At 70.6% G+C, this 25,442-nt stretch carries 26 protein-coding genes; 15 read left to right on the top strand and 11 right to left on the bottom strand.

Annotated features, from left to right (window positions below; all coding sequences use genetic code 11):
- The first annotated feature begins 53 nt into the window (after positions 1-53).
- Positions 54-764, top strand: coding sequence for a VOC family protein (locus tag ABS78_RS11015; protein ID WP_293378568.1), 711 nt, complete (start codon positions 54-56; stop codon positions 762-764).
- 13 nt (positions 765-777) lie between these two features.
- On the opposite strand, the gene ABS78_RS11010 is transcribed toward ABS78_RS11015, so the two are convergent.
- From ABS78_RS11010 to miaA, 3 genes are all read right to left on the bottom strand, one after another.
- Complete coding sequence (locus tag ABS78_RS11010; RefSeq protein ID WP_293378565.1) at positions 778-1,188, bottom strand: GFA family protein; 411 nt, start codon at positions 1,186-1,188, stop codon at positions 778-780.
- Positions 1,188-2,978, bottom strand: a complete 1,791-nt coding sequence (locus ABS78_RS11005) for an acetolactate synthase 3 large subunit (protein WP_293378563.1) — start codon at positions 2,976-2,978, stop codon at positions 1,188-1,190. The genes ABS78_RS11010 and ABS78_RS11005 overlap by 1 nt, the downstream gene beginning before the upstream one ends.
- A 178-nt stretch (positions 2,979-3,156) precedes the next feature.
- Positions 3,157-4,101: a tRNA (adenosine(37)-N6)-dimethylallyltransferase MiaA gene (gene miaA / locus ABS78_RS11000; protein ID WP_293378560.1), complete on the bottom strand. Its 945-nt coding sequence runs from the start codon at positions 4,099-4,101 to the stop codon at positions 3,157-3,159.
- Between the two features lie 12 nt (positions 4,102-4,113).
- Here miaA and serB point away from each other — a divergent pair, with 12 nt between their 5' ends.
- Positions 4,114-5,004, top strand: coding sequence for a phosphoserine phosphatase SerB (gene serB / locus ABS78_RS10995; RefSeq protein WP_293378556.1), 891 nt, complete (start codon positions 4,114-4,116; stop codon positions 5,002-5,004).
- Positions 5,005-5,035: 31 nt separating this feature from the next.
- Here the strand turns inward: serB and mmcB are convergent, their stop codons facing one another.
- Both mmcB and ABS78_RS10985 read right to left on the bottom strand, forming a co-directional pair.
- Positions 5,036-5,485 (bottom strand): DNA repair putative endonuclease MmcB, encoded by a 450-nt coding sequence (gene mmcB / locus ABS78_RS10990; RefSeq protein ID WP_293378553.1) that lies wholly within the window; start codon positions 5,483-5,485, stop codon positions 5,036-5,038.
- A gap of 58 nt (positions 5,486-5,543) precedes the next feature.
- Positions 5,544-6,101, bottom strand: a complete 558-nt coding sequence (locus ABS78_RS10985) for a lipocalin family protein (RefSeq protein ID WP_293378550.1) — start codon at positions 6,099-6,101, stop codon at positions 5,544-5,546.
- A 197-nt stretch (positions 6,102-6,298) separates the two neighbouring features.
- On the opposite strand from ABS78_RS10985, the gene ABS78_RS10980 reads away from it, so the two are divergent.
- A complete protein-coding gene (locus ABS78_RS10980) occupies positions 6,299-7,228 on the top strand; it encodes a DUF817 domain-containing protein (protein ID WP_293378547.1) in 930 nt (309 codons plus the stop codon).
- 6 nt (positions 7,229-7,234) lie between these two features.
- On the opposite strand, the gene folE is transcribed toward ABS78_RS10980, so the two are convergent.
- The gene (folE, locus tag ABS78_RS10975) at positions 7,235-7,867 is read right to left on the bottom strand and encodes a GTP cyclohydrolase I FolE (protein ID WP_293378544.1); all 633 of its coding nucleotides are present in this window, start codon (positions 7,865-7,867) and stop codon (positions 7,235-7,237) included.
- A gap of 169 nt (positions 7,868-8,036) precedes the next feature.
- Here folE and cysS point away from each other — a divergent pair, with 169 nt between their 5' ends.
- Positions 8,037-9,464, top strand: coding sequence for a cysteine--tRNA ligase (gene cysS / locus ABS78_RS10970; protein WP_293378541.1), 1,428 nt, complete (start codon positions 8,037-8,039; stop codon positions 9,462-9,464).
- Positions 9,464-10,030 carry an SRPBCC domain-containing protein gene (locus ABS78_RS10965; protein WP_293378537.1) on the top strand — a complete coding sequence of 189 codons (567 nt, stop codon included), beginning with the start codon at positions 9,464-9,466 and terminating at the stop codon, positions 10,028-10,030. Before cysS ends, ABS78_RS10965 begins: the two co-directional genes overlap by 1 nt.
- Before the next feature lie 7 nt (positions 10,031-10,037).
- Here the strand turns inward: ABS78_RS10965 and ABS78_RS10960 are convergent, their stop codons facing one another.
- On the bottom strand, positions 10,038-11,114 hold the full coding sequence (locus ABS78_RS10960) for a sensor histidine kinase (RefSeq protein ID WP_293378533.1): 1,077 nt from the start codon (positions 11,112-11,114) through the stop codon (positions 10,038-10,040).
- 169 nt (positions 11,115-11,283) lie between these two features.
- Here ABS78_RS10960 and ABS78_RS10955 point away from each other — a divergent pair, with 169 nt between their 5' ends.
- The 7 genes from ABS78_RS10955 to ABS78_RS10925 all read left to right on the top strand — a co-directional run bounded on the left by ABS78_RS10955 (position 11,284) and on the right by ABS78_RS10925 (position 19,181).
- Positions 11,284-13,530 carry an arylsulfatase gene (locus tag ABS78_RS10955; RefSeq protein WP_293378530.1) on the top strand — a complete coding sequence of 749 codons (2,247 nt, stop codon included), beginning with the start codon at positions 11,284-11,286 and terminating at the stop codon, positions 13,528-13,530.
- 108 nt (positions 13,531-13,638) lie between these two features.
- Positions 13,639-14,871 (top strand): cytochrome P450, encoded by a 1,233-nt coding sequence (locus ABS78_RS10950; protein ID WP_293378527.1) that lies wholly within the window; start codon positions 13,639-13,641, stop codon positions 14,869-14,871.
- A gap of 170 nt (positions 14,872-15,041) precedes the next feature.
- Positions 15,042-15,488 (top strand): iron-sulfur cluster assembly scaffold protein, encoded by a 447-nt coding sequence (locus ABS78_RS10945; protein ID WP_293378524.1) that lies wholly within the window; start codon positions 15,042-15,044, stop codon positions 15,486-15,488.
- A 12-nt stretch (positions 15,489-15,500) separates the two neighbouring features.
- Complete coding sequence (locus ABS78_RS10940; RefSeq protein ID WP_293378521.1) at positions 15,501-15,791, top strand: hypothetical protein; 291 nt, start codon at positions 15,501-15,503, stop codon at positions 15,789-15,791.
- A gap of 245 nt (positions 15,792-16,036) precedes the next feature.
- Positions 16,037-16,321: a membrane protein insertion efficiency factor YidD gene (gene yidD / locus ABS78_RS10935; RefSeq protein ID WP_293378518.1), complete on the top strand. Its 285-nt coding sequence runs from the start codon at positions 16,037-16,039 to the stop codon at positions 16,319-16,321.
- Positions 16,318-18,255 carry a threonine--tRNA ligase gene (gene thrS, locus ABS78_RS10930; RefSeq protein ID WP_293378515.1) on the top strand — a complete coding sequence of 646 codons (1,938 nt, stop codon included), beginning with the start codon at positions 16,318-16,320 and terminating at the stop codon, positions 18,253-18,255. Before yidD ends, thrS begins: the two co-directional genes overlap by 4 nt.
- A complete protein-coding gene (locus ABS78_RS10925) occupies positions 18,255-19,181 on the top strand; it encodes a glycosyltransferase family 2 protein (protein WP_293378512.1) in 927 nt (308 codons plus the stop codon). Before thrS ends, ABS78_RS10925 begins: the two co-directional genes overlap by 1 nt.
- A gap of 19 nt (positions 19,182-19,200) precedes the next feature.
- Here the strand turns inward: ABS78_RS10925 and ABS78_RS10920 are convergent, their stop codons facing one another.
- A complete protein-coding gene (locus tag ABS78_RS10920) occupies positions 19,201-20,109 on the bottom strand; it encodes a hydroxymethylglutaryl-CoA lyase (RefSeq protein WP_293378509.1) in 909 nt (302 codons plus the stop codon).
- Complete coding sequence (locus tag ABS78_RS10915) at positions 20,106-21,815, bottom strand: glycosyltransferase family 39 protein (RefSeq protein WP_293378506.1); 1,710 nt, start codon at positions 21,813-21,815, stop codon at positions 20,106-20,108. The genes ABS78_RS10920 and ABS78_RS10915 overlap by 4 nt, the downstream gene beginning before the upstream one ends.
- 182 nt (positions 21,816-21,997) lie before the next feature.
- Here ABS78_RS10915 and ABS78_RS10910 point away from each other — a divergent pair, with 182 nt between their 5' ends.
- From ABS78_RS10910 to ABS78_RS10900, 3 genes are all read left to right on the top strand, one after another.
- Entirely contained in the window at positions 21,998-22,726 is a 729-nt protein-coding gene (locus tag ABS78_RS10910) for a glycosyltransferase family 2 protein (RefSeq protein ID WP_293378503.1), read from the top strand.
- 154 nt (positions 22,727-22,880) lie between these two features.
- On the top strand, positions 22,881-23,246 hold the full coding sequence (locus tag ABS78_RS10905) for a helix-turn-helix transcriptional regulator (protein ID WP_293378500.1): 366 nt from the start codon (positions 22,881-22,883) through the stop codon (positions 23,244-23,246).
- A 209-nt stretch (positions 23,247-23,455) separates the two neighbouring features.
- Positions 23,456-24,166: a response regulator gene (locus ABS78_RS10900; RefSeq protein WP_293378497.1), complete on the top strand. Its 711-nt coding sequence runs from the start codon at positions 23,456-23,458 to the stop codon at positions 24,164-24,166.
- Positions 24,167-24,250: 84 nt separating this feature from the next.
- Here the strand turns inward: ABS78_RS10900 and ABS78_RS10895 are convergent, their stop codons facing one another.
- Together ABS78_RS10895 and phaR are read right to left on the bottom strand one after the other, a co-directional pair.
- Positions 24,251-24,583 (bottom strand): hypothetical protein, encoded by a 333-nt coding sequence (locus tag ABS78_RS10895; RefSeq protein WP_293378494.1) that lies wholly within the window; start codon positions 24,581-24,583, stop codon positions 24,251-24,253.
- A 37-nt stretch (positions 24,584-24,620) separates the two neighbouring features.
- Positions 24,621-25,304, bottom strand: coding sequence for a polyhydroxyalkanoate synthesis repressor PhaR (gene phaR, locus ABS78_RS10890; protein ID WP_293378491.1), 684 nt, complete (start codon positions 25,302-25,304; stop codon positions 24,621-24,623).
- Positions 25,305-25,442 lie beyond the last annotated feature (138 nt).

The raw sequence follows: 25,442 nt of genomic DNA, 5'->3' as shown, positions 1-25,442 counted from the left end.
GCATCTGCGAGTCGTTCGCAGGTATAATGCGGCGCGGCCCATAGGGAGGCGACATGAGTCCGCGCCGGCTTTCCCATGTCCTGATCCGCGTCGCCGACCTGCCTGCGGCGGTGGCGACGTATCGCGCGCTGGGCTTCACCTGCGTCTGGGGTTCCGACCCGGCCCGCGCCCACAACGCCCTGATCTATTTCGAGGAGGGTCCCTTCCTGGAACTCTTCACCCCGCCGGCGCCGTCCAAGGCGCGCGACGGCGCGATCTCGTTGGTGGCGGGGTCCCGGGCCGCCGCGCGGATCCGGCGCTGGGCGACGCCGGGCGAAGGGCCCATCGAGTACGCCGTGGAGATTCCGGACTTCGAGTTGGGCGCGACCCGGGCCGACCTGAAGAAGGCCGGCTTCCTGATGTCGCGACCGTTCCGGGCGCGACGCCGACGGCCGGACGGCATCGAACTGGCCTGGTGGTTGTCGATGCCGTCGGACCTGGAGCTGCCGTTCCTGATGGGGACGTACCGTCCCGCCGACGACCAGCCGCCGGAAGCGCGGCGCCATGTGAACGGCGCCCGGCGCGTGGCTGCGCTGGACCTGAGTCACCCGGATCCCACGGGCTATGCGGCGCGCCTGGCGCGCTACCTCGGGGACGACCCCGGCGGGCAGGGGATAACGATCGCTGCAGGCGAAACCTGCGGCGTCGCCGCCCTGCGGATCGAGGGGCTGGCGCAGGACATCCCGCCCAGGGCCGCGCACGGGGCCGCGCTGGTTCGCGCCTGACGCCCCAGGCTCTTCAGTCCGGCGCTTCCCCGGGCCAGGCGGGCAGCCCGTCCGGAATCGGCCACCAGGCGGCCTTCGACGCCGTCTGGATGTGGAAGCCCGGCGTCAGGGCGGCGCCGTCGCCGTCCAGCGAGCCCACGCGGAGGCGCTTCACCTCGGGCGTGTCGTCCCGCTGGCTGAAGATCGGACTGCCGCAGGCGCCGCAGAACACCCGCCGCTTGCCGGGCGAGGCGCGATGCTCGCGCAGCAGGTCCTCGCCCCGGAGCAGCCGGAACGCCGTGCTGACCACCGGCATGTTGGCCGCGAACGCCGCGCCCTGCGTCTTGCGGCACTGGCCGCAATGGCAGAACTGGACGGGCGCCAGCGGCCCTTCCACCTCGTAGCGCACGCCGCCGCAAAGGCAGCCGCCGCCGTGGATGGCCATCAGACCAGCCGCTTGCCGGCGTCGTCGATGATCGAGCCCAGGTCGCGGGTCTCCTCGGCCATGATCATCTCGTTGTGCGCCTTGCCCGACGGGATCATCGGGAAGCAGTTCTCTTCCTTCGTCACCCGGCAGTCGAAGAGGACGGGTTTCTTCACCGCGATCATCTCGCGGATCTTGTCGTCCAGTTCGTCGGGCGTCTCGGCGCGCAGCCCGACGCAGCCGAAGGCCTCGGCCATCTTCACGAAGTCGGGCAGCGAGGCCGAATACGAGTGGCTGTAGCGCTCGCCGTGCAGGAGCTGCTGCCACTGGCGCACCATGCCCATCCACTCGTTGTTGAGTATGAAGATCTTGATCGGCAGGCCGTACTGGATGGCCGTCGACATCTCCTGCATCGTCATCTGGACGCTGGCGTCGCCGGCGATGTCGATGACCAGACTGTCGGGGTGGGCCATCTGCACGCCCACTGCGGCCGGCAGGCCATAGCCCATCGTGCCCAATCCGCCCGACGTCATCCAGCGGTTCGGCTCGTCGAAGTGGAAGTACTGGGCCGCCCACATCTGGTGCTGGCCGACCTCGGTGGTGATGTAGGTGTCGTGACCGCGGGTCAGCTCGTACAGGCGCTGGATCGCGTGCTGCGGCTTGATCAGCTTCGCGTCCGGCCGATAGCGGAAGCAGTCGCGCGCCCGCCAGGCGTCGATCTGGGTCCACCAGTCCTTCAGGGCCGGCGCGTCGATCGACAGGTTGCGGCTTTTCCAGGCGGCGATCATGTCCTCCAGCACCGAGGCCGCGTCGCCCACGATGCCGACGTCGGCGCGCACGTTCTTGCCGATGGAGCTGGCGTCCACGTCGATGTGGATCTTGCGCGAGGTGGGGGCGAAGGCGTCCAGCCGGCCGGTCACCCGGTCGTCGAACCGCGCGCCGACGGCCACCATGACGTCGCAGTCGTGCATGGCGTTGTTGGCCTCGAAGCTGCCGTGCATCCCCACCATGCCCAGCCATTGCGGGTCGGAGGCGGGGAACGCGCCCAGGCCCATGAGCGTGGAGGTGACGGGCGCGCCGGTCAGGGCCGCCAGCTCGCGCACCAGTTCCGAGGCGCGGGGCCCCGAATTGATGACGCCCCCGCCCGTGTAGAGGATCGGTTTCTTGGCGCGCGCCAGCAGGGCGACGGCTTCGGCGATCCTGCCGGCGTCGCCCTTCAGCTTCGGGGCGTAGTTGTGGGCGTGCTTCACCTCGGCCGGGCCCTGGTAGGCGCCCTTGGAGAACTGCACGTCCTTGGGGATGTCGATGACCACGGGGCCGGGTCGCCCCGAGGTGGCGATGTGGAAGGCCTCATGGATGATCCGCGGCAGGTCGGCGACGTCCTTCACCAGATAGTTGTGCTTGGTGCAGGGCCGCGTGATGCCGATGGTGTCGCATTCCTGGAAGGCGTCGGTGCCGATCAGGTGGGTGGCCACCTGGCCGGTGATGACCACCATCGGGATCGAGTCCATCAGCGCGTCCACGATCCCGGTGACCGCGTTGGTCGCGCCCGGCCCCGAAGTGACCAGCACCACGCCGCACTTGCCGGTGGATCGGGCGTAGCCTTCGGCCGCATGGGTGGCCCCCTGTTCGTGGCGGACCAGCACGTGCTGGAGCCGCGGCTCGGCGAACAGGGCGTCGTAGATCGGCAGCACCGCTCCGCCCGGATATCCGAACAGCACTTCGACGCCCTGGTCGATGAGGGCGCGCACCACCATCTCGGCGCCCGAGATCGTGGTGGTTTCGGCTTCGATCGTCTGGTGGGCGGTCATGGGGCGAACCTGAAGCAGAGGGTGGAACAGGGTAATAAAAAAGGCCCGCGAGGGGCCTGGGACGTGCGACCGGTCGGTCCTGACAGCCTGTCAGTCCGTTACGGTCGCCCAACGAGTACGAGGATAGTGCGCACGAGATTTCCCGCGGTTGATCGGAACGGGCTTTCGCATGCCCCGCTCAGGCCGTCAAGCCGGGGTGGAGCGCAAGAAACTGCCTCCAATGGTCGCGGGGATCGAGGCCGGTCAGTCGGGGCCAGTCCGCCATCCGGCCGCGCATCCAGGTCGACTGGCGCTTGGCGTAGCGGCGGGTCTCCCGCTGCGCCGCCGCCAGGGCGTCGTCCAGCGTCGTCTCGCCCCGCAGGTGGGCGGCGAACTCGCGCACGCCCACGGCCTTCATGGCCGGCAGGTCGGGATCGAGGTTCCGGGCCGTGAGCGCCCGCACCTCGTCCAGGGCGCCGGACGTCACCATCGCCGCCAGTCGCGCGTCGCAGCGTGCGTAGAGCGCCGTCCGTGGCGGGTCGATCGCCACGGCGCGCCAACTTCCGGCGGGAAGGGCGCCGTCGGCTCGGCCCTGGTGGTCGCTGAGCGAGACGCCGGTGGCGGCGTAGACCTCCCATGCGCGGACCAGCCGCTGGCGATCGCCCGGCGCGATCCGGCCCGCGGCGGCCGGATCGGCCTCGGCCAGCCGGGCGCGGAAGGCGACCTCGCCCATCGCGTCGTAGTCGCCGGCCGCCGCCCGCCGCGCCGCAACCGGCACGTCGGGGATCTCGGCGAGCCCTTGGGTGAGCGCATGGAAATATAGGCCGGTGCCGCCCACCACGACCGCGTGGCGTCCCCGCCCGGCGATGTCGTCCAGCGCCGTCCGCGCGGCGCGCAGCCAGCGACCCACCGACCAGCCGTCGACGGGATCGACCACGCCGAACAGGTGATGCGGCGTCCGCGCCGTCTCCTCGGGGGAAGGCCCGGCGGTCAGCACGCGCAGGCCGGCGTAGAGCTGCATGGAGTCGGCGTTGACGATCTCGGCGCCCCCGCCTTCGGCCGTCAGGGCCTCGGCCAGGCTGAGGGCCAGGGCCGACTTGCCGCTTGCGGTGGGTCCGGCGATCAGCCAGATGCGGCCGGTCATGAAAGGGCCGTCATGGAACTCGTCCTCACGCTCGTCAGCCCCGACCCCGCCTCGGCGGCCGCGGCCGCGAATCGCGCGAAGGCAGCGCTCGCAGGCGCCGGCATGGCCGTCAAGGCGCCGCGGCCGCTGGGCGCAGGCGCTTTCGACCTGCCCCTGATCGCCGACCGCGGGGCGGTCGAAGCCCTGGTCGCCACCGAACTGGACGGCCTGCCCGTCGACGCCTGCGTGCAGCCGGCCGCGGGCCGCCGCAAGCGGCTGCTGATCGCCGACATGGACTCCACGATCATCAATGTGGAGTGCTTGGACGAACTGGCCGACTTCGCCGGCCTCAAGGCCGAGATCAGCGCCATCACCGAACGCGCCATGCGCGGCGAACTGGCCTTCGAAGGCGCGCTCCGGGAGCGGGTGGGGATGCTGAAGGGCCTGGCCGCCACGGCCCTGCAGCAGGCGTACGACGAGCGTGTCCGCCTCAACCCCGGCGCCCGGACCCTGGTCCGCACCATGGCCGCGAACGATGCGCGCTGCGCCCTGGTCTCGGGAGGCTTCACGTTCTTCACCTCGCGGGTCGCCGAGGCGGCAGGCTTCCACGTGAACCGCGCCAACACCCTGATCGAGGCCGACGGCCGCCTGACCGGCGAGGTGGGCGACCCGATCCTGGGCAAGGAAGCCAAGCTGGCCGCGCTGGAGGAGCTGACCGCCGAGCTGGGCGTCCCGCCCTCGGCGGCGTTGGCCGTCGGCGATGGCGCCAACGATCTGGCCATGATCCAGGCCGCCGGCCTGGGCGTGGCCTACCGCGCCAAGCCGATCGTGGCCGCCCAGGCGCACGCCAAGGTCGACCATGCCGACCTCACCGCGCTGCTCTACTTCCAGGGCTATGCGGAGGCGGCGTTCGTCTCGGACTGAACGCGGTCCGGTCTTCTACAGTCTGCTCGGCCTACAGATCGGTCGCTGCGACGCCGGCGGCGCGGAGCGCGGCGAGGCGCGCGAAGGCGAGGGTGAGGGCCTTGCGCCGCGCCCCGGCCAGCGGGACGACGGCCGCCTCGCGCAGGACGGCCCCGCCGAAGCCGTCGGCGACGATCAGGCCCGGTTCGTCCGGCAGGATCTCGCGGGGAAATTCCGGGGCGACCGCGAAGGCGAAGGCGTCGCAGTAAGGCCGGTACTCGGGCCACTTCAGGTCGACCCGGAAGTCCTCGACACCCGATTTCACCTCGACGATGAAGATCTCGCCCTTCGGACCCAGGGCCATGAGGTCGGCGCGGCGGCCGTTCGGGAGGGTCACCTCGGTCAGCGGCGCATAACCCAGGGCCGTCAGGAGGCGCGCGGCGCCGCGGGTGACCGAGGCCGTGGTCTCGGGCCGGGAGACGGTGACGATCGTGACGTCCATGCGGCCACCTTGTTCCGCCTTCGTTCCCAGCGCAAGGGCCGCGGTCGGCGGCCGGGATTCAGAAGCGGTCGGGCGAGGGGAATTCCAGGCGGCCGACGTCGAAGCCGAGCTGGCGGATACGCGCGATCGCCTGGGACTTCACGCCCGGGTTCAGAGTGGGACGTTGGGACATGAGCCAGAGGTACTTGCCGTTGGCCGTCGCCAGGACCAGCCAGCCCTGTTCGCGCCGGTGTTCGACCACGACATAGTCCTGGCTCACCACGCCGCCGAAGAAGCTCATCTTGATCTTCGCATTGGTGCGGGGATCGGCCACCGTGGCGCGCGCCTTCCAGACCGCGAGCTTGCCGTCGGGACCGCCCTTGCGGCACGACTGGACCACCGCGAAGCCCTGGGACTGGGGCGTCCAGTCCGACGCCCCGGCCGCGCAGCCGTTCTGGAGCTGGTTGGGGACCCGGGCGACCTCGTACCAGCGGCCCATCATGTCCGACAGCTCGATGCGGCCGGTAGGCTCCACGCGCATCGCCTGCGCGGCGGCGGGCGTCGACAGGGCGGACGCCAGCAGGCCGGCGACGGCGATCGCGGCGAGGGCTTGGCGCAGTATGGGGCGCAGGATCATGTTGCAGTGCGATATACGAAGGGAGGCGGGAGGGGAATGCGGCGGGCCGCGCGCCCAATGGACGCACGAGCCGGGTGACTGAACGCTGAATGCGGCCGCGGGATGGCCGACGCGATCTTGCCAATCTACAGGCGAGCCCCGCCCGTTCTGCATCGCCCGTGCATCATCGCTGGCGGCGCGGGCGTCAGGATGGCGGCATGAGCGTCACGCCATCCGGGGCCCCGCAGGCCGTCGCCGTCTCCCGCCTGACCGCCGCGGTCGGCGAGTTCATCCTGTTCGGACTGAAACAGGCCTGGGCCTGCCTGTTCGGCGGTCTGATGCTGGCGGCGCTGATCGTCACGCACCTCTGGTGGCCGGCCGGTGCGTCGTTCGCGCGCTACGACGCCCTGGTGATCTTCGCCGTGGCCGTCCAGGCCGGGCTGCTGGCGGCGGGGTTGGAGACGCGGCGCGAAGCGCTGGTCATCCTGGTGTTCCATCTGGTCGGCACGGCGATGGAGGTGTTCAAGACGGCGCAGGGCTCGTGGATCTATCCCGAGGCCAGCGTGCTGCGGATCGGCGGCGTGCCTCTGTTCTCCGGTTTCATGTACGCGGCCATCGGCTCGTACATCGCCCGCATCTGGCGGTTGATGGACTTCCGCTTCCCGGGCTATCCGCCGCTTTGGGCGCCCTGGCTTCTGGCGCTGGCCGCCTACGTCAACTTCTTCGCCCACCACTACGTCGTGGACGTGCGGATCGCGCTGTTCGCGCTGTCGCTGATGATGTTCTCGCGGACCTGGGTGGTCTTCACGCCCGGCCGGACGCCACGGCGCATGCCGCTGCTGCTGGGCTTCGGGCTGGTGGCCCTGTTCATCTGGATCGCCGAGAACGTGGGCACGTTCACCGCCGCCTGGACCTATCCGGAACAGGCCTCGGGCTGGCGTCCCGTGGGCCTGGGCAAGCTCGGGGCCTGGTATCTTCTCATGCTGCTGAGCTTCGTGCTGGTGTCCCTGGCGCAAGGCGTGCGGCGCGACCGGGACACGGGAGGCCGGGACACAGGAGGCCGGGACACAGGAGGCCGGGACACAGGAGGCCGGGGGCGCGAGGGAGACCGGCGCCCTCATCCCCGACTGCGCGGGGATGAGGGGTGAACGGGGCTATCGACGGTTCACGAAGTCCAGGAACCGCTGGCGCAGCGTCGGGTCGGTCTTGAAGACGCCCGTGAACTGGGTGGTGATCGTCGAGACGTGGCGATGGTGCACGCCGCGGGTGGTCATGCACTGGTGCGCCGCGTCGATCAGCACGGCTACGCCGGCGGGACGCAGGCTGTCGGTGATGGCGTCGGCGATCTGCTGGGTCATGGTCTCCTGGGTCTGGAGACGGCGGGCGAAGATCTCGACCACCTTGGCCAGCTTGGAGATGCCCACCACCCTGTTCGTCGGCATGTAGGCCACATAGGCCTTGCCCAGGAACGGGGCCATGTGGTGCTCGCAGTGGCTCTCGACCTCGATGTCGCGGAGCATGACGATGTCATCGTAGCCCTGGACGTCCTCGAAGGTGCGCGACAGTTCCTTGGACGGGTCGAGCTTGTAGCCCTCGAACCATTCGGCGTAGGCGTCCACCACGCGCTTGGGGGTGTCGATCACGCCCTCGCGGCGCGGATCGTCGCCGGCCCAGGCGATCAGGGTGCGCACCGCTTCCATCGCTTCTTCGCGGGAGGGGCGCCTGACGGGCTCAAGGGTTCCGTCCTCGGACCCGATCAGGGTTCGGTCGCGGGCTGGTGCATCCATGGGAGAGCGGGTTCTTTCCAGGGCTGAGTTGCGCCGGGACGACGGTCCCGGAGATTACGCGTGGCCACCCTTCACGTCGGATCCGAGGCGCCGTGGCTTCCGATCCGGACGGCCTGTATATGGGGCCAACCCCCAATGGGGCAACCGTTCCGCAGCGTTACCGTGAGCCATGACCCTCAGCCTCTATGACACCATGACCCGCGCGAAGCGGGCCTTCGTCCCCAAGGATGCCGGCCGGGTGACGATGTATGTGTGCGGGCCGACGGTCTACAACTACGCCCACATCGGCAATTTCCGGCCCGTGGTGGTGTTCGACCTGCTGTTCCGGGTGCTGCGCGACGTCTACGGCGCGGACGCGGTTCTGTATGCGGCGAACGTCACGGACGTGGACGACAAGATCAACCGGAAGGCCGCGGAAGAGGGCGTCGGGATCGACGTCATCACCAACCGCTACCTCGACGCCTACAACGCCGACGCGAGAGCGCTGGGAGCCCTGCCGCCCACATTCCAGCCGCGGGTCACCGAGACGATGGACGCCATCGTGAAGATGATCGGCGATCTCGTGGGCCAGGGCGCGGCCTACGCCGCCGAGGGCCATGTGCTGTTCGACACCCAGGCGTTCCCCGACTACGGGAAGCTCTCGGGCCGGCCGATGGACGAGATGATCGCCGGCGCCCGCGTCGACGTGGCCCCGTACAAGCGCCACCCGGCCGACTTCGTGCTGTGGAAGCCGTCGAAGCCGGGCGAGCCCGAGTGGGCCAGCCCCTGGGGCGCGGGCCGGCCGGGCTGGCACATCGAGTGCACGGCCATGATCGAAGCGGCCCTGGGCCTGCCGATCGACATCCACGGGGGCGGCATCGATCTCGTCTTCCCGCACCATGAGAACGAACTGGCCCAGGGCGTGTGCTCCGGCCACGGCCACGAGTACGCCGGCTGGTGGCTCCACAACGGCTTCCTCAACATGGCCGAGGAGAAGATGTCCAAGAGCCTGGGCAACGTGGCCCTGGCGCACGATCTGCTGGAGACCTGGCCGGGCGAGGTGCTGCGCTGGGCGTTGCTTTCGGGCCACTACCGGCAGCCGCTGGAGTGGAACGACACGCTGCTGGAGCAGGCCAAGAGCGCGCTGGACCGCCTGTACCGCGTGCTGGACGACGCCGGACGGTTCCTGGCCGGGACGCCTGCGCCGGACGGCGAACAGAGTCCCGCGGGCGCGGCCGAGCACGCCCAGGTGGCGCGCGCGCTTCACGACGACCTGAACACTCCGGCCGCCTTCGCCGCCCTGTTCGCGCTGGCCGACAAGGTCCGAGCCGCGATCATGGCGCGGGACGCGGTGGGCGTGGCCGGCGGTCGCGGGCTGCTGCTGGACGCGGGGCGGCTCATGGGCTTCCTGGGCGCCGATCCGCAGGGCTGGTTCCAGAGCGGCGCCGACGACGGCCTGAAGGCCCGGGTCGAAGGCCTGATCGGCGAGCGACAGGCGGCGCGGGCCGCCAAGAACTGGCCCGAAGCCGACCGTATAAGGGACGAGCTGGCGGCGCTGAACGTCGAGGTGATGGATGGTCCGGCCGGCGCGACCTGGCGGATCAAGGAGCAGGCCTGATGGCGCTCAAGAACGCCCCCGACCTCATGTCCGGCCCGCTCGGCCGGCGCGGATCGATGGGGCCGAAGACGATGTCCCTGAAGACGGAAGGCAAGCCGCCGCCGCCCAAGGGGCCGTCCGGCGTGCGCGTGGAGCACAGAATCGGCGTCCAGGCGCCGGCCGAGGTGATCTGGGAGGTGGTTCACGACCTCGATCGCTGGGCCGAATGGAATCCTACCTATCCGAGGGCCTCGGGCGTCATCCGGATCGGCGAGACGCTGGATCTGACCCTGGCGCTGCCCGACCAGCCGCACCAGCCGCTGAAGCCGCGGGTGCTCGAGTGGGTTCCGAACGAACAGCTCCACTGGCGGCTGACCATGATGGGCGGCCTGATCCGCACGACGCGCTACATCGAGATCCAGGCGGTGCACGACGCGGGTTGCATCGTCGACAACGGCGAGATCTTCGGCGGGCTGATGGGGCCGTCCCTCGGCCGGCGCGTGCGTGGCCTGGTGCGTCGGGGCTTCATGGCCATGAACGAGGCGCTGAAGGAACGCGCCGAGACGATCTGGCGCCAGCGCGGCTGAGCGGGCCCTACGCCGCCTGGGCCGCGACCAGCTGAAGCCGTGCGCTCTGGGGCGCGCGGATGGTGCAGGTGAGGCCGCCGGTCTGGAAGTCCAGGCGCACCTCGCCGCCGATCTCGACCGCGACGCCGCGTTCCAGCAGCCGCGAGCCGAAGCCCCGGCGCGTGGGCGGCGCCGTGGACGGGCCCCCGGCCTCGCGCCAGACGATGGTGACGCCGCCGGCGCCGTCGTCGGCGACGGTGATCGAGATGATCCCGTCGCCCCGCCAGGCGCCGTGCTTCACGGCGTTGGTGGCCAGTTCGTGCACGGCCATGCCCAGGCTCACCGCCAGGTTGGCCTCCAGGCGCAGGTCGGGGCCGTCGTAGGCGTAAGGCCGGCCGTAGGGGGTCAGGGTGGCGTCGATCAGCTCCCGGAACGAGGCGCTCTCCCACTCGCGCTTGACCAGCAGGTTGTGGGTGGACGACAGCGCCATGAGGCGCTCGAGGAACAGTTCGCGCGCATTGGCGAGGTCCTTGGCGTCGTCCAGGGTCTGGACCGCCACCGACTGCACCGAGGCCAGGGTGTTCTTCACCCGGTGGTTCAGTTCGTCGAGCAGCAGCTTCTGGCGCGCCTCGTGCTCGCGCATCTCGACCATGGTGGCCATGGCCGCCCGCAGCTCGGTCAGCGCCGCGTCGCGTTCGGCCAGGCTGGCCTCGAGCGCGGCGGTGGAGGGCAGGGCCACGGCCTTGGGCAACAGCGGCCAAAGGGCGACGGCGGTCACGACCGACACGCTGGCGGTGACGGCCTTGACCAGGGCCTCGACCCCGTAGTCGGGCCGCCACAGCGTCCAGATCATCATGAAGTGGGTGACCCCGCAGAGCAGGATGAAGGCCACGAACATCCAGACGGCCCACGAGAACTTCACGTCGCGCCGCCGGTACAGGAACACGCCGAGAGCCAGCGGGATCGAGAAATAGGCCAGGCCGATCAGCAGGTCGGAGACGGCGTGGGTCCAGATCAGCTCGGGCCGCCAGAGCAGGCATATGCCGTGGGGACTCAACGCCTGGGTCTCGAAGAAGTAGCGCAGGGTGTCCCAGAGCCCGGCCATGACGCATCCCCCCAACGCGCCCGCCGCGGGAGCGCCGGCGCAATGTGAGCGTGTCTCCCGATTTGGGGAAGCGCGGGCGCGACATTGCGGCGCCTGTCCTTGGCGATCGCGGCCCGCTCGGCCAAGGTGCGCGCCGACTGAACACGGGTAAGAGACAGGGGAGGCGTCCATGGCGGCGAAGATCGGGCGGACGGTGGCGGAGTCGACGCCCTGGTGGCCCGAACCGCCCAAGCCGCCTCAAGGCCCGACGGGGCGCGCGCCCAACATTCTGGTGGTGCTGTTCGACGACGTGGGCTTCTCGGACTTCGGCTGTTTCGGCTCGCCGATCCGCACGCCGGTGATCGACCGCCTGGCGGGCGAGGGCGTGCGGATGGCCGGCTTCCACACCACGGCCATGTGCTCGACCACGCGCGCCGCCCTGCTGACCGGCCGCAACCACCATTCGGTGGGCGTCGGCTGCCTCGCCAACTTCGACAGCGGCTACCCCGGCTACCGCGGCAAGATCGCCAAGGAGGCCGGGACGCTACCGGAGATGCTGCGGCCTCATGGCTACCGCAACTACATGCTGGGCAAGTGGCACGTGACGCCGCTGACCGAGACCGGGCCTTCGGGGCCGTTCGACGGCTGGCCCCTGGGGCGCGGCTTCGACCGCTTCTACGGCTTCATGGACGCCGAGACCGACCAGTATGCGCCCGAGCTGGTGCGCGACAACACGCCGATCGCGCCGCCCGGGACCTACCAGACCGGCTACCACCTGACCGAGGACCTGGTGGACCAGTCGATCCGCTACCTCGCCGACCACATGGCCGACGCGCCCGATACGCCGTGGCTGCTTTGGCTGGCGCCGGGCGCCTGCCACGCCCCGCACCAGGCGCCCGCCGACCTGATCCGGAGCTATGACGAGGTCTTCGCCCACGGCTGGGACGTGGAGCGCGAACGGCGGCTGGAACGCCAGAAGGCCATGGGGATCGTGCCGGCCGATACGGCGCTGCCGCCCCGCAACGACGGCGTGAAGGCCTGGGACGAGCACACCGCGGACGAGCGGCGGGTGTTCACGCGCCTTCAGAGCGCCTTCGCCGCCATGCTGGACCATACCGACCAGCATCTCGGCCGACTGGTGGACTTCCTGGAGCGCTCTGGCGTTCGCGACGACACCCTGATCCTGGTGATGAGCGACAACGGGGCCAGCCAGGAGGGCGGGCCGATGGGCTTCGTCAACGCCATGGGGCCGTTCAACTTCCGCGGCGAGCCGATGGAGGAGAAGATCGCGCGGATCGACGACATCGGCGGTCCGGACACCCATTCGAACTTCCCCTGGGGCTGGGCGATGGCGTCGAACACGCCGCTGCGCCGCTACAAGCAGAACACCCACGGCGGCGGCGTCCGCGACCCGCTGGTGATCTCCTGGCCCAAAGGGCTTGCCGCCCGTGGCGAGGTGCGCCGCCGCTTCGCGCACGCCTGCGACGTCGTCCCCACCCTGCTGGAGCTGATCGGGATCGAGCCGCCCACCGAGGTGTCGGGGGTGAAGCAGGCGCCGCTCGAAGGCGAGAGCTTCGCCGCGGCCCTGAAGTCCGCCGACGCCCCGGCGCGCGCCAAGGCGCAGTACTTCGAGATGTTCGGGCATCGCGGCCTGTGGAAGGACGGCTGGAAGGCGGTGGCGTTCCATCCGCCGGGAACCCCCTTCGAAGGCGACCGGTGGGAGCTGTTCCACCTGGACCGGGACGTGGCCGAAACCGACGACTTCGCCGGGCGCGACCCGGAGAAACTCAAGGCCATGATCGACGAATGGTGGGCCATCGCCGAGACCCACAAGGTGCTGCCGCTGGACGATCGGTTCGGGCCGCGGTTCGCCGAGAACTCGGCGCGGTTCCACGGCGCGCGGCGACGGTTCGTGTTCCACAAGGGCATGGGCCACATCCCGACCGACGTGGCGCCGGACGTGCGGGCGCGCACCTATCGCATCGAGGCCGAGGTGGCCCTCGACGGCGGCGACCAGGGCGTGTTGCTGGCCCACGGCGACGCCACCAGCGGTTACAGCCTCTATCTGAAGGACGGGCGGCTGCATCACACGCTCAACATCGGCGGCCAGAAGGCCACGGTGAGGTCGGACCGGCCCGTGCCGGCCACCGCCAGGCGGCTGGGCGTGGTCTCGCGGGCGACGGGCGAGGGGCTGAACCGCACCTTCACCCTGACCATCGATGGCGAGCCCGCGGGTCGGGGCCTGGCCACCCACGGCTTCGTCACCCTGATCTCGTGGTCGGGACTGGACATCGGCCTGGATCGGGGCAGCCCGGTGGCCGACTACCCCGCGCCGTTCACGTTCACAGGCGAACTGAACAAGGTCACGGTGACCATGGACGACGATCAGGCGCTGGACGGCGAGGCCGTGGCCGAGGCCGAGATGGCGCGGCAGTAGCGCGGTCCCGCTTGCGCCGCCGGGCGTTCGGGCGGAGGCTGACGGACGTGTCATTTTCGAAGGGCGGGTCTGCCGCCTCCGCGACACCCTTCTGCGAGGAAACCCGCCATGACCGAGCGCCCCCTGCCGTCGATCTTCGAGCTGACACCGCTGAACGAGACCTACCGGGTCGATCCGCACACGATGCTGGACGACCTTCGCGCCCGTTGTCCGGCGCATCGCGACCCGGTGTCGGGCAGCCTGGTGCTGACCCGATACGCCGACGTGCGGGCCGTGGTGAACGACCGCGGCCTGTGGCGCGACCCGATCCGCGCCGAGGAGGGCGCGGTGATGCAGCGCCGGTTCGTCACGGAACTGGACCCCTCCGTGCCGCGCACCAGCACCACCAGCATCCTGATGCTGGACGATCCCGACCACGCCCGGGTGCGCCAGCCGCTGGCGCAGGCCCTCTATGCGCGGGTGGCCAAGTTCAAGCCCGAGGTGGAGCGGATCATCGCCGAGGCGCTGGACGCCGTGGCCGGCGAGCCCGAGTTCGATCTCATGGCGCGGTTCTGCGTGCCGATCCCCATCGACGTGATAGCCTCGATCCTGGGGGTGGACCACGACCGGCTGGGGGACTTCCGCGAATGGTCCGAAGGCGTGATCCAGGGGTTGAACCCGTTCCGGACGCCCGAGCAGACCGCGGCGATGATGGCCGCCAGCGAGGCGCTGAACGCCTACTTCACCCAGGCGATGGCCGAGCGCCGGCGTACGCCGCGAGACGACCTCATCAGCGACATGGTGCAGATTCAGGCCGGCGGCGCCGACCTGTCGGACGACGAACTGCGCATCAACCTCCAGGCTCTCCTGGTGGGCGGCAACCTGACCACCACCGACCTGATCGGCAACGCCGTCCGACTGCTGATCCAGAATCCCGGCGAACTGGCCAAGCTCAAGGCCGACCCGGGAATCATCAACGCCGTCGTCGAGGAGGTGCTGCGCTACGATCCTCCGGTGGACATCACCGGCCGGATCGCGTCGGGCGACATGGAGGCCGGCGGGTGTCCGCTGCGCGCCGGCCAGGCGATGACGGTGGTGCTGCGCGCGGCCAATCGCGACCCCGACGTCTTCGAGGATCCGCACCGGTTCGACGTGACCCGCAAGCACCGGCCGCACGTGGCGTTCGGCGGAGGCGCACATATCTGCATCGGCGCGCCGCTGGCCCGGCTGGAAGCCCAGGTGGCGCTCGTGCGGCTGTTCGAGCGGTTCCCCGACCTGAAGCTGGCCGAGCCCGAAGCGACGCCCGAATGGCGCACCCTGCCGTTCTTCCGCGGGATGGAGCGCATGCTCGTGAGGCCCTGAGGGGCGTCAGGGCCGATCGGTGAAAGCAGAGCCATTCGGCCTTGGATGAGGAAGCGGACGGCCTCCGCAAGGCCGGATGTGGTGCGGCCGCTTCTTGCTGTTCCCGGTTTCCTGAACGCCTCGGGATCGCGCCATTTGACAAGCCAACCGCCGATAGCGACCTAGGGAGGATGATCGACGACCTCTATTCGACGAAGGTGCTGAGGCTGGCGGCCGAGTTGCCGCGGGCCGGGCGGCTGGCCGCGCCGGACGCCACGGCGGAAAAGATCTCGAAGCTGTGCGGCAGCCGCGTCGTGGTGGACGTGACCGTCGAAGGCGACCGGGTGGCCGACTTCGCCCAGGATGTGAAGGCCTGCGCCCTGGGGCAGGCGGCGGCGTCGGTGCTGGGCGCGAACGTGATCGGCGCAAGTCTCCCGGAACTGGAAGCTGCGCGGGACGCTTTCCGGGCGATGCTGAAGTCCGGCGGCCCGGTCCCGGAAGGTCGGTTCGGCGACCTGGCCCTGCTGGAGCCGGTTAAGGACTATCCAGCCCGCCATACCTCGACCCTTCTCGCCTTCGAGGCGGTGGCCGAGGCGGCGGCCGACGCCGTGGCCCGCAAGGGCCTCCAGAGGACCTGAGGGGAGGACCTGATGCCGGACTTCATCTTCCTGCACCACGACGACGCCTCGGGCGACGGCGGCCTGGACTGGGACCCGTATCTCTCGCGGCTGCGCGAGGCCGGCGTTTTCCAGGGCGGGAGCTCGATCGGCGCGGGCGAGTGTGTGCGCAAGATGGGTCGCGCGCCCGAGCCCATCGCCCATATCTCGGGCTTCATCCGGGTGACGGCCAGGGATCTGGCCGAGGCCCGCACCCTGCTCACCGGCAACCCGGTCTTCGAGGCCGGCGGTACGGTGGAGATCCGCGAACTGCCGATGGGATAGGGCGTCTCGCCGCGGCGGTTCTCGAAGCGCGCCCCTTCCCGCGAACGGGAAGGGAAGGTTCCGTTTTCGGCGCGACCGTGCTACCTGCCGTGGCATGGTTCGTCTGACGGACATTTCCGATCGTTTCCGCCTGACGCGCGCGTCCGCGATGGCGGCGCGTGCGCGAACTACGACCGCCGGCGCGGCTTGAACCTCTCGGAGTCCGGCCTTAAGGCACGGGCTCGATCCACCAACCGCTGGCCGGCATGAGCTTCTACGAGAGGTGCGTCAGGGGCGTCTTGCGCGCCTACAAGCTGACGCTTTCGCCGCTGATCGGGCCGTCGTGCCGGTTCTCTCCGACCTGCTCGGAGTACGCCGCCCAGGCCCTGATCGGACATGGCCCCGTACGTGGCTCCTGGCTCACCGTGCGGCGGTTGTGTCGATGTCATCCCTGGGGCGGTGCGGGCTGGGACCCGCCGCCGCCGCCGCGTGAGACAAGACCGCGCGACAAGGCCGGAAAGTCCTCGCGCAACTGGACGTGTGAAACATGATCGACCTGATTTTCCCCGATGGCTCCAAACGCGCGTACGAGCCCGGGACGACGGGCAAGCAGGTGGCGGCCTCGATCGCCCCCTCGCTGGCCAAGCGCGCCGTGCTGATCAAGCTGGACGGCGAGTTGCTGGACGTGGACCGGCCGCTGGAGAAGGGCGGCCGGTTCGAGATCCTCGACCGCAACGCCCCCGACGCCCTGGAGACGATCCGCCACGACGTCAGCCACATCCTGGCCGAGGCGGTGCAGGAGCTGTTTCCCGGCACCCAGGTCACGATCGGCCCGGCCATCGAGGACGGCTTCTACTACGACTTCGCCCGCGAGGAGCCGTTCAGCCTGGACGACCTGGCCAGGATCGAAGACCGCATGAAGCAGATCGTCGACCGCGACGAGCCGATCGTGCGCGAGGTCTGGGACCGCGACGAGGCGATCCGGCACTTCCGCGAGATCGGCGAGGAGTACAAGGCGCAGATCATCGAGGGCATCCCGGCCGGCGAGCAGGTCAGCGTCTATCGCCAGGGGAACTGGAAGGACCTGTGCCGCGGCCCCCACCTGCCGTCGACGAAGGCGGCGGGCAAGGCGTTCAAGCTGACGAAGCTGGCCGGCGCCTACTGGCGGGGCGACCACCGCAACCCGATGCTCCAGCGCATCTACGGCACGGCCTGGGCCTCGGAAGCCGACCTCGAGGCCTACATCCGCCGCCTCGAGGAGGCCGAGAAGCGGGACCACCGCAAGCTGGGCCGCCAGATGGACCTCTTCCATATGCAGGAAGAGGGCAAGGGCATGGTCTTCTGGCACGAGAAGGGCCTGACGCTCTGGCGCACGGTGGAGGCCTACGTGCGCCGGCGTCTCGATGCGGCGGGCTACCAGGAGGTGCGCACGCCCCAGGTGCTGGACCGCGTCTTCTGGGAGAAGTCGGGCCACTGGGAGAAGTACCGGCCCAACATGTTCGTCTGCGAGACGGAGGAGGGCGAGGAGCTTGCCCTGAAGCCGATGAACTGCCCGGGCCACGTGCAGATCTTCAAATTCGGCCAGAAGTCCTACCGCGACCTGCCCCTGCGCATGGCCGAGTTCGGCGCCTGCCACCGCTACGAGCCCTCGGGCGCCCTGCACGGCCTGATGCGCGTGCGCGCCTTCACGCAGGACGACGCCCATATCTTCTGCCGCGAGGACCAGATCGAGGAGGAGACGGCCCGGTTCATCGAGCTGGCCAACTCGATCCACGCCGACTTCGGCCTGGAGCGCGACCACATCGCCCTGGCTACGCGGCCCGAGGTCCGCGCCGGCTCGGACGAATTCTGGGACAAGGCCGAGGCCCAGATGCTGGCCGCCGCCCGCAAGGCCGGCGTCGAGCCGGTGATCGCCGAGGGCGACGGCGCCTTTTATGCCCCCAAGCTGGACTGGGTGCTGAAGGACAGCATCGGCCGGACGTGGACGTGCGGCACGATCCAGCTCGACTACGTGCTGCCCGAGCGCCTGGGCGCGGAATATGTGGCCGAGGACGGGTCCAAGCAGCGGCCGGTCATGTTGCATCGGGCCATCTGCGGCTCGCTGGAGCGGTTCATCGGCGTGCTGATCGAGAACTATGCCGGGGCCTTCCCGCTTTGGCTCTCCCCGGTGCAGGTGGTGGTGGCCACGATCACGTCCGATGCCGACGGCTTCGCGCTGCAGGCGGCCGAGCGGCTCCGCGCCGCGGGGCTGCGGGTGGAGACCGACCTGCGCAACGAGAAGATCAACTACAAGGTCCGCGAGCACAGCCTGGCCAAGGTCCCGGTGATCGCCGTCGTCGGCCGGCGCGAGGCCGAAGAGGGCAAGCTCGCGCTCCGGCGCCTCGGATCCGACGGCCAGCAGATCCTGACCCTGGACGAGGCGGCGAACGTGCTTGCCACCGAGGCCCAACCGCCGGACATTCGCCGGCGGGGGTCGGAGGCCTGATGAACCGTATCGCCGCGCCCATCGTCGCCGTGGACGCGGCGCCGAACCGGGACGTCCTGCGGGCCCGCCGCAGCGTCTCGGTGGTGATGGTGGTCTACATGACCGGCGAAGCTCTGGACCGGAGCGTGCCCTGCGTCCTGGCCGATCCGCTGGTGGACGAACTGGTGATCGTGGACAACGGCTCCACGCCGGCCCAGGCCGAGCGACTGCGGGCCCTGTCCGGCCAGGACGGGCGCGTCACCCTGTTGAGCGGCCAGGGCAACGTCGGGTTTGCGCGGGGGGCGAACCTGGGCGCGCGGACGGCCTGCGGCGACCATCTGGTGTTCCTGAATCCCGACGCCTTCCTCCAGCCGGGATGCGTGGCCGCCCTGGTGCGCGAGATCGCGGGCCAACCTGTGCCCAGCCTGGTGGGCGGACGCGTCCTGAACCCCGACCGCACCGAACAGCGCGGCGCGCGGCGGGGCGACATCACCGCGGTCAGCGCCCTGCTCTCGATGAGCGGCCTGGCGAAGGCCCGGGCGCTCAGCCGCTTCGAGGTCCACTGGGAGGGCGAGACCCTGCCCGACGCGGCGGTGGAGACGCCCACCATCTCGGGCGCGTGCTTCTGCATGCGGCGCGAGGACTTCGAATTCGTTGGGGGGTTCGACGAGGGCTATTTCCTGCACGTCGAGGACGTGGACCTGTGCTGGCGCGTGCGCGCGGCGGGCGGCCGGGTGCTTTTCCACCCCAAGGCCGAGGTGATCCATATCGGCGGCACCAGCCAGACCAGCCCACTGAAGGTGGAGTTCCACAAGGGCGTGGGTCTGGCCCGATACTTCCGCAAGCGCGCGCAGGGGCCGGGCCAGCGGCTGGCGGCCTGGCTGGCGGGCCCGCTGGTGGTCGCCGCGGCGGTCGCCCGGCCGCTGGTGCGGCGGCTGCGCGGTTAGTCGCCGGCCGCGACGCCGCTCAGGCCGGTTGGGGCTGCGGAAAGCCGCCGGCGCGGGCCACCGAAGAGGCCACGCGCTTGCCCAGCCGGTCGGACGCCCAGACACCGATATCGATAAGCTTGGAGAGGTCGTAGCCGGTCTCGAAGCCCGCGCGCTCCAGCATGTAGACGAGATCCTCGGTCCCGATGTTCCCGGTGGCGTTGGGCGCGAAGGGACAGCCGCCCAGGCCGCCCACCGAGGCGTCGAGGATGTCGACGCCGGCCTCGACGCCGGCGAAGGCGTTGGCCAGGCCGGTGTTGCGCGTGTCGTGGAAGTGGAGGCGCAGGGGGATGTGGCCGGCCGCCTTGCGCGCGGCTTCCACGCGCCGCCGGACCATCCAGGGGTCGGCGACGCCGATGGTGTCGGCCAGCGCGATCTCGGCCACGCGCAGGTCGGCGGCGGCGCGGACGATGTCGACCACGCGTTCCTCGGGAACCTCGCCCTCGAACGGGCAGCCGAAGGCTACCGAAACGGTCACGGTGATCGGCGGCTCCTCCTTGCGGCGCACGGCCACGATGTCGGCCATCGCCTTGACCTGCTCGTCCACCGAGGCGCCCTGGTTGCGGATGCCGAAGCCGTCGCTGGCGCAGACCACGACGTTGGCCTCGTCGCACTTCGCCGCCACGCAGCGCTCCCAGCCCCGGAGATTCAGCACCAGGCCGATGCGCGACCGGCCCGGCGTGTGCGGCAGGGCGGCCATGATCTCCTCGGCGCCCGCCATCTGGGGCACGCGCTTGGGGTTGACGAAGCTGACCACCTCCATCCGCCTTGCGCCGGCGTCCTCCAGGCGGCGGATCATCTCCAGCTTCTGGTCGATGTCGAACAGGGTCTTCTCGTTCTGAAGGCCGTCGCGGGGCCCGACCTCGACGATTTCGATACGCCGGCTCATCGCCGCACCTCCTCCAGCACTTCGGGAGCCACGTAGACCCGGAGGTCCACGTCGTCGCCCTTGGAGTAGTTGACACCCCTGATGCGGGCGACCTCTACGGCCCGGACGCCACGTGAGGCCAGGGCCTTGCGGAACGCCTCGGCCTCGCGGCGCTCGACGATGGCCGGGCGTTCGCCGGCGATGGCGCGCGCGGCCTCTTCGGCCCCCCCCAGGCCGGTGTCGGAGCCCAGGGCGAAGACCAGGCTGGGCTCGGCGTAGCCCGCCACCTCGACGGGCGCTTCGGCGATCCCTTGACGGGGAAGGAGGCGGGCGCGCTCCAGTGCGGCCTCAAGGCGGGCCGAAACCCACAGCGGCTCGAGGCTCGGCGCGACGGCCGCCGCCAGCAGGCCGTGGCCCATGACGCCCAGGATCAGCGCGGCCGCGAGGGCCGAGACCGGCGCGCGCGCCACCAGGAGCCAGCCGCCGACGAGGCCGGCGGACGCCAGGGACGCGGCGGTCGCCGCGCCCGCCCACAGGAGCATCGAGGCGTCGGACGGGTCGGCGTACAGCGACAGCAGATAGAAGACTCCGCCGGCCAGGGCGAGGCCGACGACGGTCGCCAGGCCCGCGCCCAGCCAGCGGACCAGGGGCCCCATCGGTTCGCCGCCTCCGCCCGGCGCCACGAGCGCCCGCGCGGCCAGCCAGGCCAGCGGCGCATAGGCGGGTAGGGTATAGTGCGGCAGCTTGGTGGGCAGGATCTCGAACACCAGCCAGGTGGGGACGAGCCAGGCGATCGCGAACCGCACGCCGGGCTCGGCCCGATGGCGCCACGCCGCCACGGCCGCCGCCGGCAGGAGGAGCGTGATCGGAAACGCGAGGATCGGGGTCAGCAGGGTATGGTACCCGAAAGGCCCGCCGTGGGTCTCGTGCCCGCCGGCCAGCTTGGGGGCCAGGTCTCCGCCCACGGCCTCGGTCCAGAACCCGCCGTCGGTGGCGACGGTGACCGCGCCGGCCCAGGGCCCCACGACGGCCAGGAGGACGATCAGTCCCCACCACCACTTGAGTCCGGCCAGCCAGCCGGCGCGCCGGTCCCAGACGGCCAGGAGCAGCATGGTCAGGCCGGCGACCATCGGGGTGATCGGCCCCTTCACCAGCACTCCCACCGCCACGGCCGCCCAGAACGCCCAGACCGTTAGCGGCGAGGTCGGAGGGCCACCGTTTCGCGCCGCGTAGAGGCGCGCCAGCGCCGCGAGCGCCAGGGTGGTCATCCCCGCCAGCACGGCGTCGGTCTTGGCGATGAAGGCTTCCGTCGAGAGCAGGAACGTCGCGCCCAGCATGGCGCCGGCCAGAACGCCGGCCCGCGCCCCGAACAGCGCCCCGGCGCCCCAGGCGCAGGCGGCGGCGGCCAGCATCGCCCCGGCCAGGGAGGGAATGCGATACGCCCAGATCTCCCGGGCCTCGGGCCGCGACAGCGCGCTGACGCTGACGGCCTGCATCCAGTGGATGCCTACGGGCTTCTTGAAACGGGGGTCGTCCTGGAAGCGGATGACGACGTAGTCGTCGCGCTCCAGCATCTGGCTCGTGGCCTGGGCGAACCGCGACTCGTCGCGATCCAGCGGCGGCATCGCGATGAGGCCCGGCAAGCCGGCGAGAAAGGCGATCAGCGCGGCGAACGCCGGCCCGCGCCAGCCCCCGCTCCACCGTTCCAGCGTGCGCTCCAGACTCATGGCGCCCTGATAGCACGATCCTTCGACCCGCTGCGGCGCCGGCCGCGGTTCAGGTCTTCAGAACCAAGAAAACAGGAAAGCGGCGCCCCTCGGGCCTTGAACAACCCCTGAAAAAGCCCGGCGAACGGGCCTTCGTCACGCAAGCCGCCTGCCTTTCGCCCGAAAGCGCTCTATGACGCAGCATGGCCGAGACGACGCCGGATATCTCCGTGGTGGTTCCCGTCTTCGACGAGGAGGGGGCCGCGCCGTCGCTGGCGCGCGAGATCGCCGCCGCCTTCGCGGGCCGCTCTTTCGAGATCGTGTTCGTGGACGACGCCAGCCGCGACGGCACGCGGGCGGCGCTGAAGGCCCTTTCGGCGGAAATCCCGCAGCTTCGCGTGGTGGCTCACCGGCGCAACGCCGGCCAGAGTCGGGCGCTGCGCACGGGTGTCCTGGCGGCCCGCGCGCCGGTGGTGGTCACCCTGGACGGCGACGGCCAGAACGACCCGGCCGACGCGCCGGCGCTGGTCGAGGCCCTGCTGTCCGGACCGTCGGGCCTGGCGCTGGTGGGCGGCGAACGGGTGAAGCGCCAGGACAGCGCCGCCAAGAAGTGGGCCTCGAAGGTGGGCAACGGGGTGCGCCGCCGCCTGCTGAACGACACCGCCAACGACACCGGCTGCGGCCTCAAGGCGATGCGTCGCGAGGCGTTCCTGCGGCTTCCCTACTTCGACCACATCCACCGTTACCTGCCGGCTCTGATGCTGCGCGAAGGCTACGAGGTGGCGTTCCGGCCCGTGAACCATCGCCACCGGCGGACGGGTCGTTCCAAGTACACCAACCTGGGCCGCCTCTGGGCGTCGCTCTCCGACCTCGCGGGGGTGATGTGGCTCAAGTCGCGTGCGCGAGACCCGGGCGGCGCCGACGAGGTCTGAGCGGGCTCAGGTGAAGGCGCTGAGGACCAGGGTGACGACGGCGACGTCGAAGACGCGGGAGAGGAAGAGCAGCATCGGAGCGTCCGTGGCGGTCGGGTTCGAACTTGGTTAAGCAAGTCCGGCGCCAGACGCCGGCGCCGCGCCCTGTGAGCTCATGGCCCTCTTCTTCGACGCCCCCTGGTTCGACGGAAAGCTGGAGGAGCGGGGCCTTTCGCGGACCGTGCTGGCTGCGGTCGCGGGGCTGAGCGAGGCGGATCTGGCGCTGGTCTTCAAGGATCAGGGGGAACTTTCCGCCGGGCAGGTGGCGGCCTTTGCCGAGTTGCTGGGCGTCACCGCGGAAGAGGTGGCGAACCGCGCCGGCGTCTCGACGCCGACGCCCGTCTCCGACGCCGACGGCCGCGATGCGGCGGGCCCCGGCGCCCGCGAGCCGGATGGAGACCGGCGGATCGCGGCGCTGGAACGACGCGTGGCTCTGCTGGAGGCTCAGGTGGCCCGGTTGCTGGCGCGCCACGACGTCTGAGCCGGCCCGGCCGCAGCGCTTCAACATCGCGTGAGTCTTCCGCCCGGCCGCAGGGGAAGCCTGGTCGATCAAACTTATTGTGAAGCTGACGCCCCGGAACGGTCGCGGTCAAATACGACTTCGTCAGTCGACATTCGCGTCCACAGCGCGCCCGCGCTGCGACCGATGGCTTGGATGGCGCTTCGGCGTCGACAGAGGGAGACTCCCAAATGCACATCCAGACCGGCCGCGCCGACGCCGTTCCGCTCTCTGTCCGCGTGGACGCCTTCCGCGATCTGTGCGCCAGCTACGATCCGTTGCTGAAGCCCGGCGCCGCGCCGGTGGACGAGGAGGACAGGGCGGCCCTGGAGACCTTTGCGCGGCTCTTCGACGTGCCGACCGATCCCGACGTTTCGGACGGCGACCTGTGGCGGCAGGTTCGCCCCCTGCTCGCGCAGCAGTTCGAGGCCGAGCGCGCCGGCGCGCCCCCTTCCGCCCCCACAGGCAAGGTGTTCCTTCCGTCGAACCAGGGCGCGGCGGAGGCGAAGGGCCTCGCGGCGCCGGCGCCTCCGCTCGCCTTGCTGGTGGTGGAGGACGATCCGGATCTCTCGGCCTCGATCGTGGAGGCTCTCACCGATGCGGGCCACCTGGTCGTCGCGACCGCATCGACGGCCGCCGGCGCCGCCGTCCTGGCGGGCCAGCATGCGATCGACTTCGCCATCCTGGACGTGGAGCTGGACGGGGCGGACGACGGCGTCGCCCTGGCGCGCGACCTCTATGCGCGCTGGAACCTCAAGGCGCTGTTCATCTCGGGCGGACCCAACGCCCATCTGGTGGAGCTGGACGTGGCCCTGGGATTCGTGGGCAAGCCGTTCACGGCGGCCGAGCTGCTGGCCGCCGTGACCCTGGCCTCGGGACTGATCAGCCGCCGGGCGGCCTGAGGCGGTGCGAAGCGCTTTGTGGCGTTCGGCGAGACCGGGCTCGGCGCCCGGCGTGGGTGGCGTCCCGTCGGGGCGGGCCGGGGGTCAGATCTCGGTCTTGGTCTGCCGGCCCTTGCGGGCGCGCCGGTCGAAGCTGCCCGACCACTCCACGCGGTTGTAGGCGGCGCGGGCCAGGTCGAGCAACGAGGCGCCGGCGCGGAGGCCCCGGCGCTGACCGTCCTGGCCGATGAGCTGGGCGGCGAACCCGGAGTCAGTGGCGCGGCGGTCGTCGCGGAAGGAGCGAGGCGTTTCGACCCTGCCGGCCGGCACGGGAAGGCCCGGCTCGGCGGCGGTCGCCGCGTCGGGACCGTCAGCCTCGGCGCGGTTGGCCCTTCGCACCAGGGCCGCACGTCGGATGCGGTCAATGCGGGACATCATGTCGCACAACCTGCAATGCGTGGGCCACGGCGTGAACTCAACCTTTCGACAGCTTGTCGAGCTGAGCCTGCATGTCGGCCATCTGCTTGCGCAAGGCCAGAAGCGCCTCGTCGGCGGCCGAAGCGTTTCCTGCCGGGGGCGCGGGCGAGGCCGCCGGGGCCTCGGTCCTGGGCGCCGTCGGCGGCTCCTCGGGCTTGGCGGGCGGGGCGTAGGCGAAAGGCGAGAACATCTTCATCGCCCGGTCGAAGAGTTGCAGGTTCTGGCGGATCTGCTCCTCGTAGGCCGCCATGCCCCCGGCCTGGCCGAAGGTGGAGAGCTGCTGTCGCAGGCGCTCCTGCTGCTGGGTGAAGCTGGCCAGCGACATCTCGAGGTAGCTGGGCAGGAACGCCTGCATCGAGTTGCCGTAGAAGCTGATGAGCTGGCGGAGGAACTGGATCGGCAGCAGGTTCTGACCCTGGCTCTTCTCCTCTTCCTCGAAAATGATCTGTGTGAGGACCGTCCGGGTGATGTCCTCGTTGGTCTTCGCGTCGTAGACCACGAAGTCGACGCCCTGTTTCACCATCTCGGCGAGATGTTCCAGCGTGACGTAACTGGAGGAGGCCGTGTTGTAGAGACGCCGGTTGGCGTACTTCTTGATTACGACCCGCTCGCCCGAGCCCCGTCCGCCCGTGGCTCCACCCGTCGCTCCAGGGGCGTCGCCGGCGCCTTCGGTGTCAGCCATCCCTAATCCTTTGCGCAGCAGGCCGATGACTCGGCCGCCCTTCTGCACCGCAGTATCGCGGATGCGAGCGCATAAGCAAATGACATCGGGCGATGGGCCGGGCGCCTGCCCTGTCCTTGCGCGTCGTCTTCCCGTTCT

The sequence above is a fragment of the Phenylobacterium sp. SCN 70-31 genome, assembly GCF_001724605.1.
Lineage (GTDB): Bacteria > Pseudomonadota > Alphaproteobacteria > Caulobacterales > Caulobacteraceae > Phenylobacterium.
The sequence above is the reverse complement of the archived record's forward strand: the minus strand, read 5'-3'. Positions and strand labels throughout refer to the sequence as shown.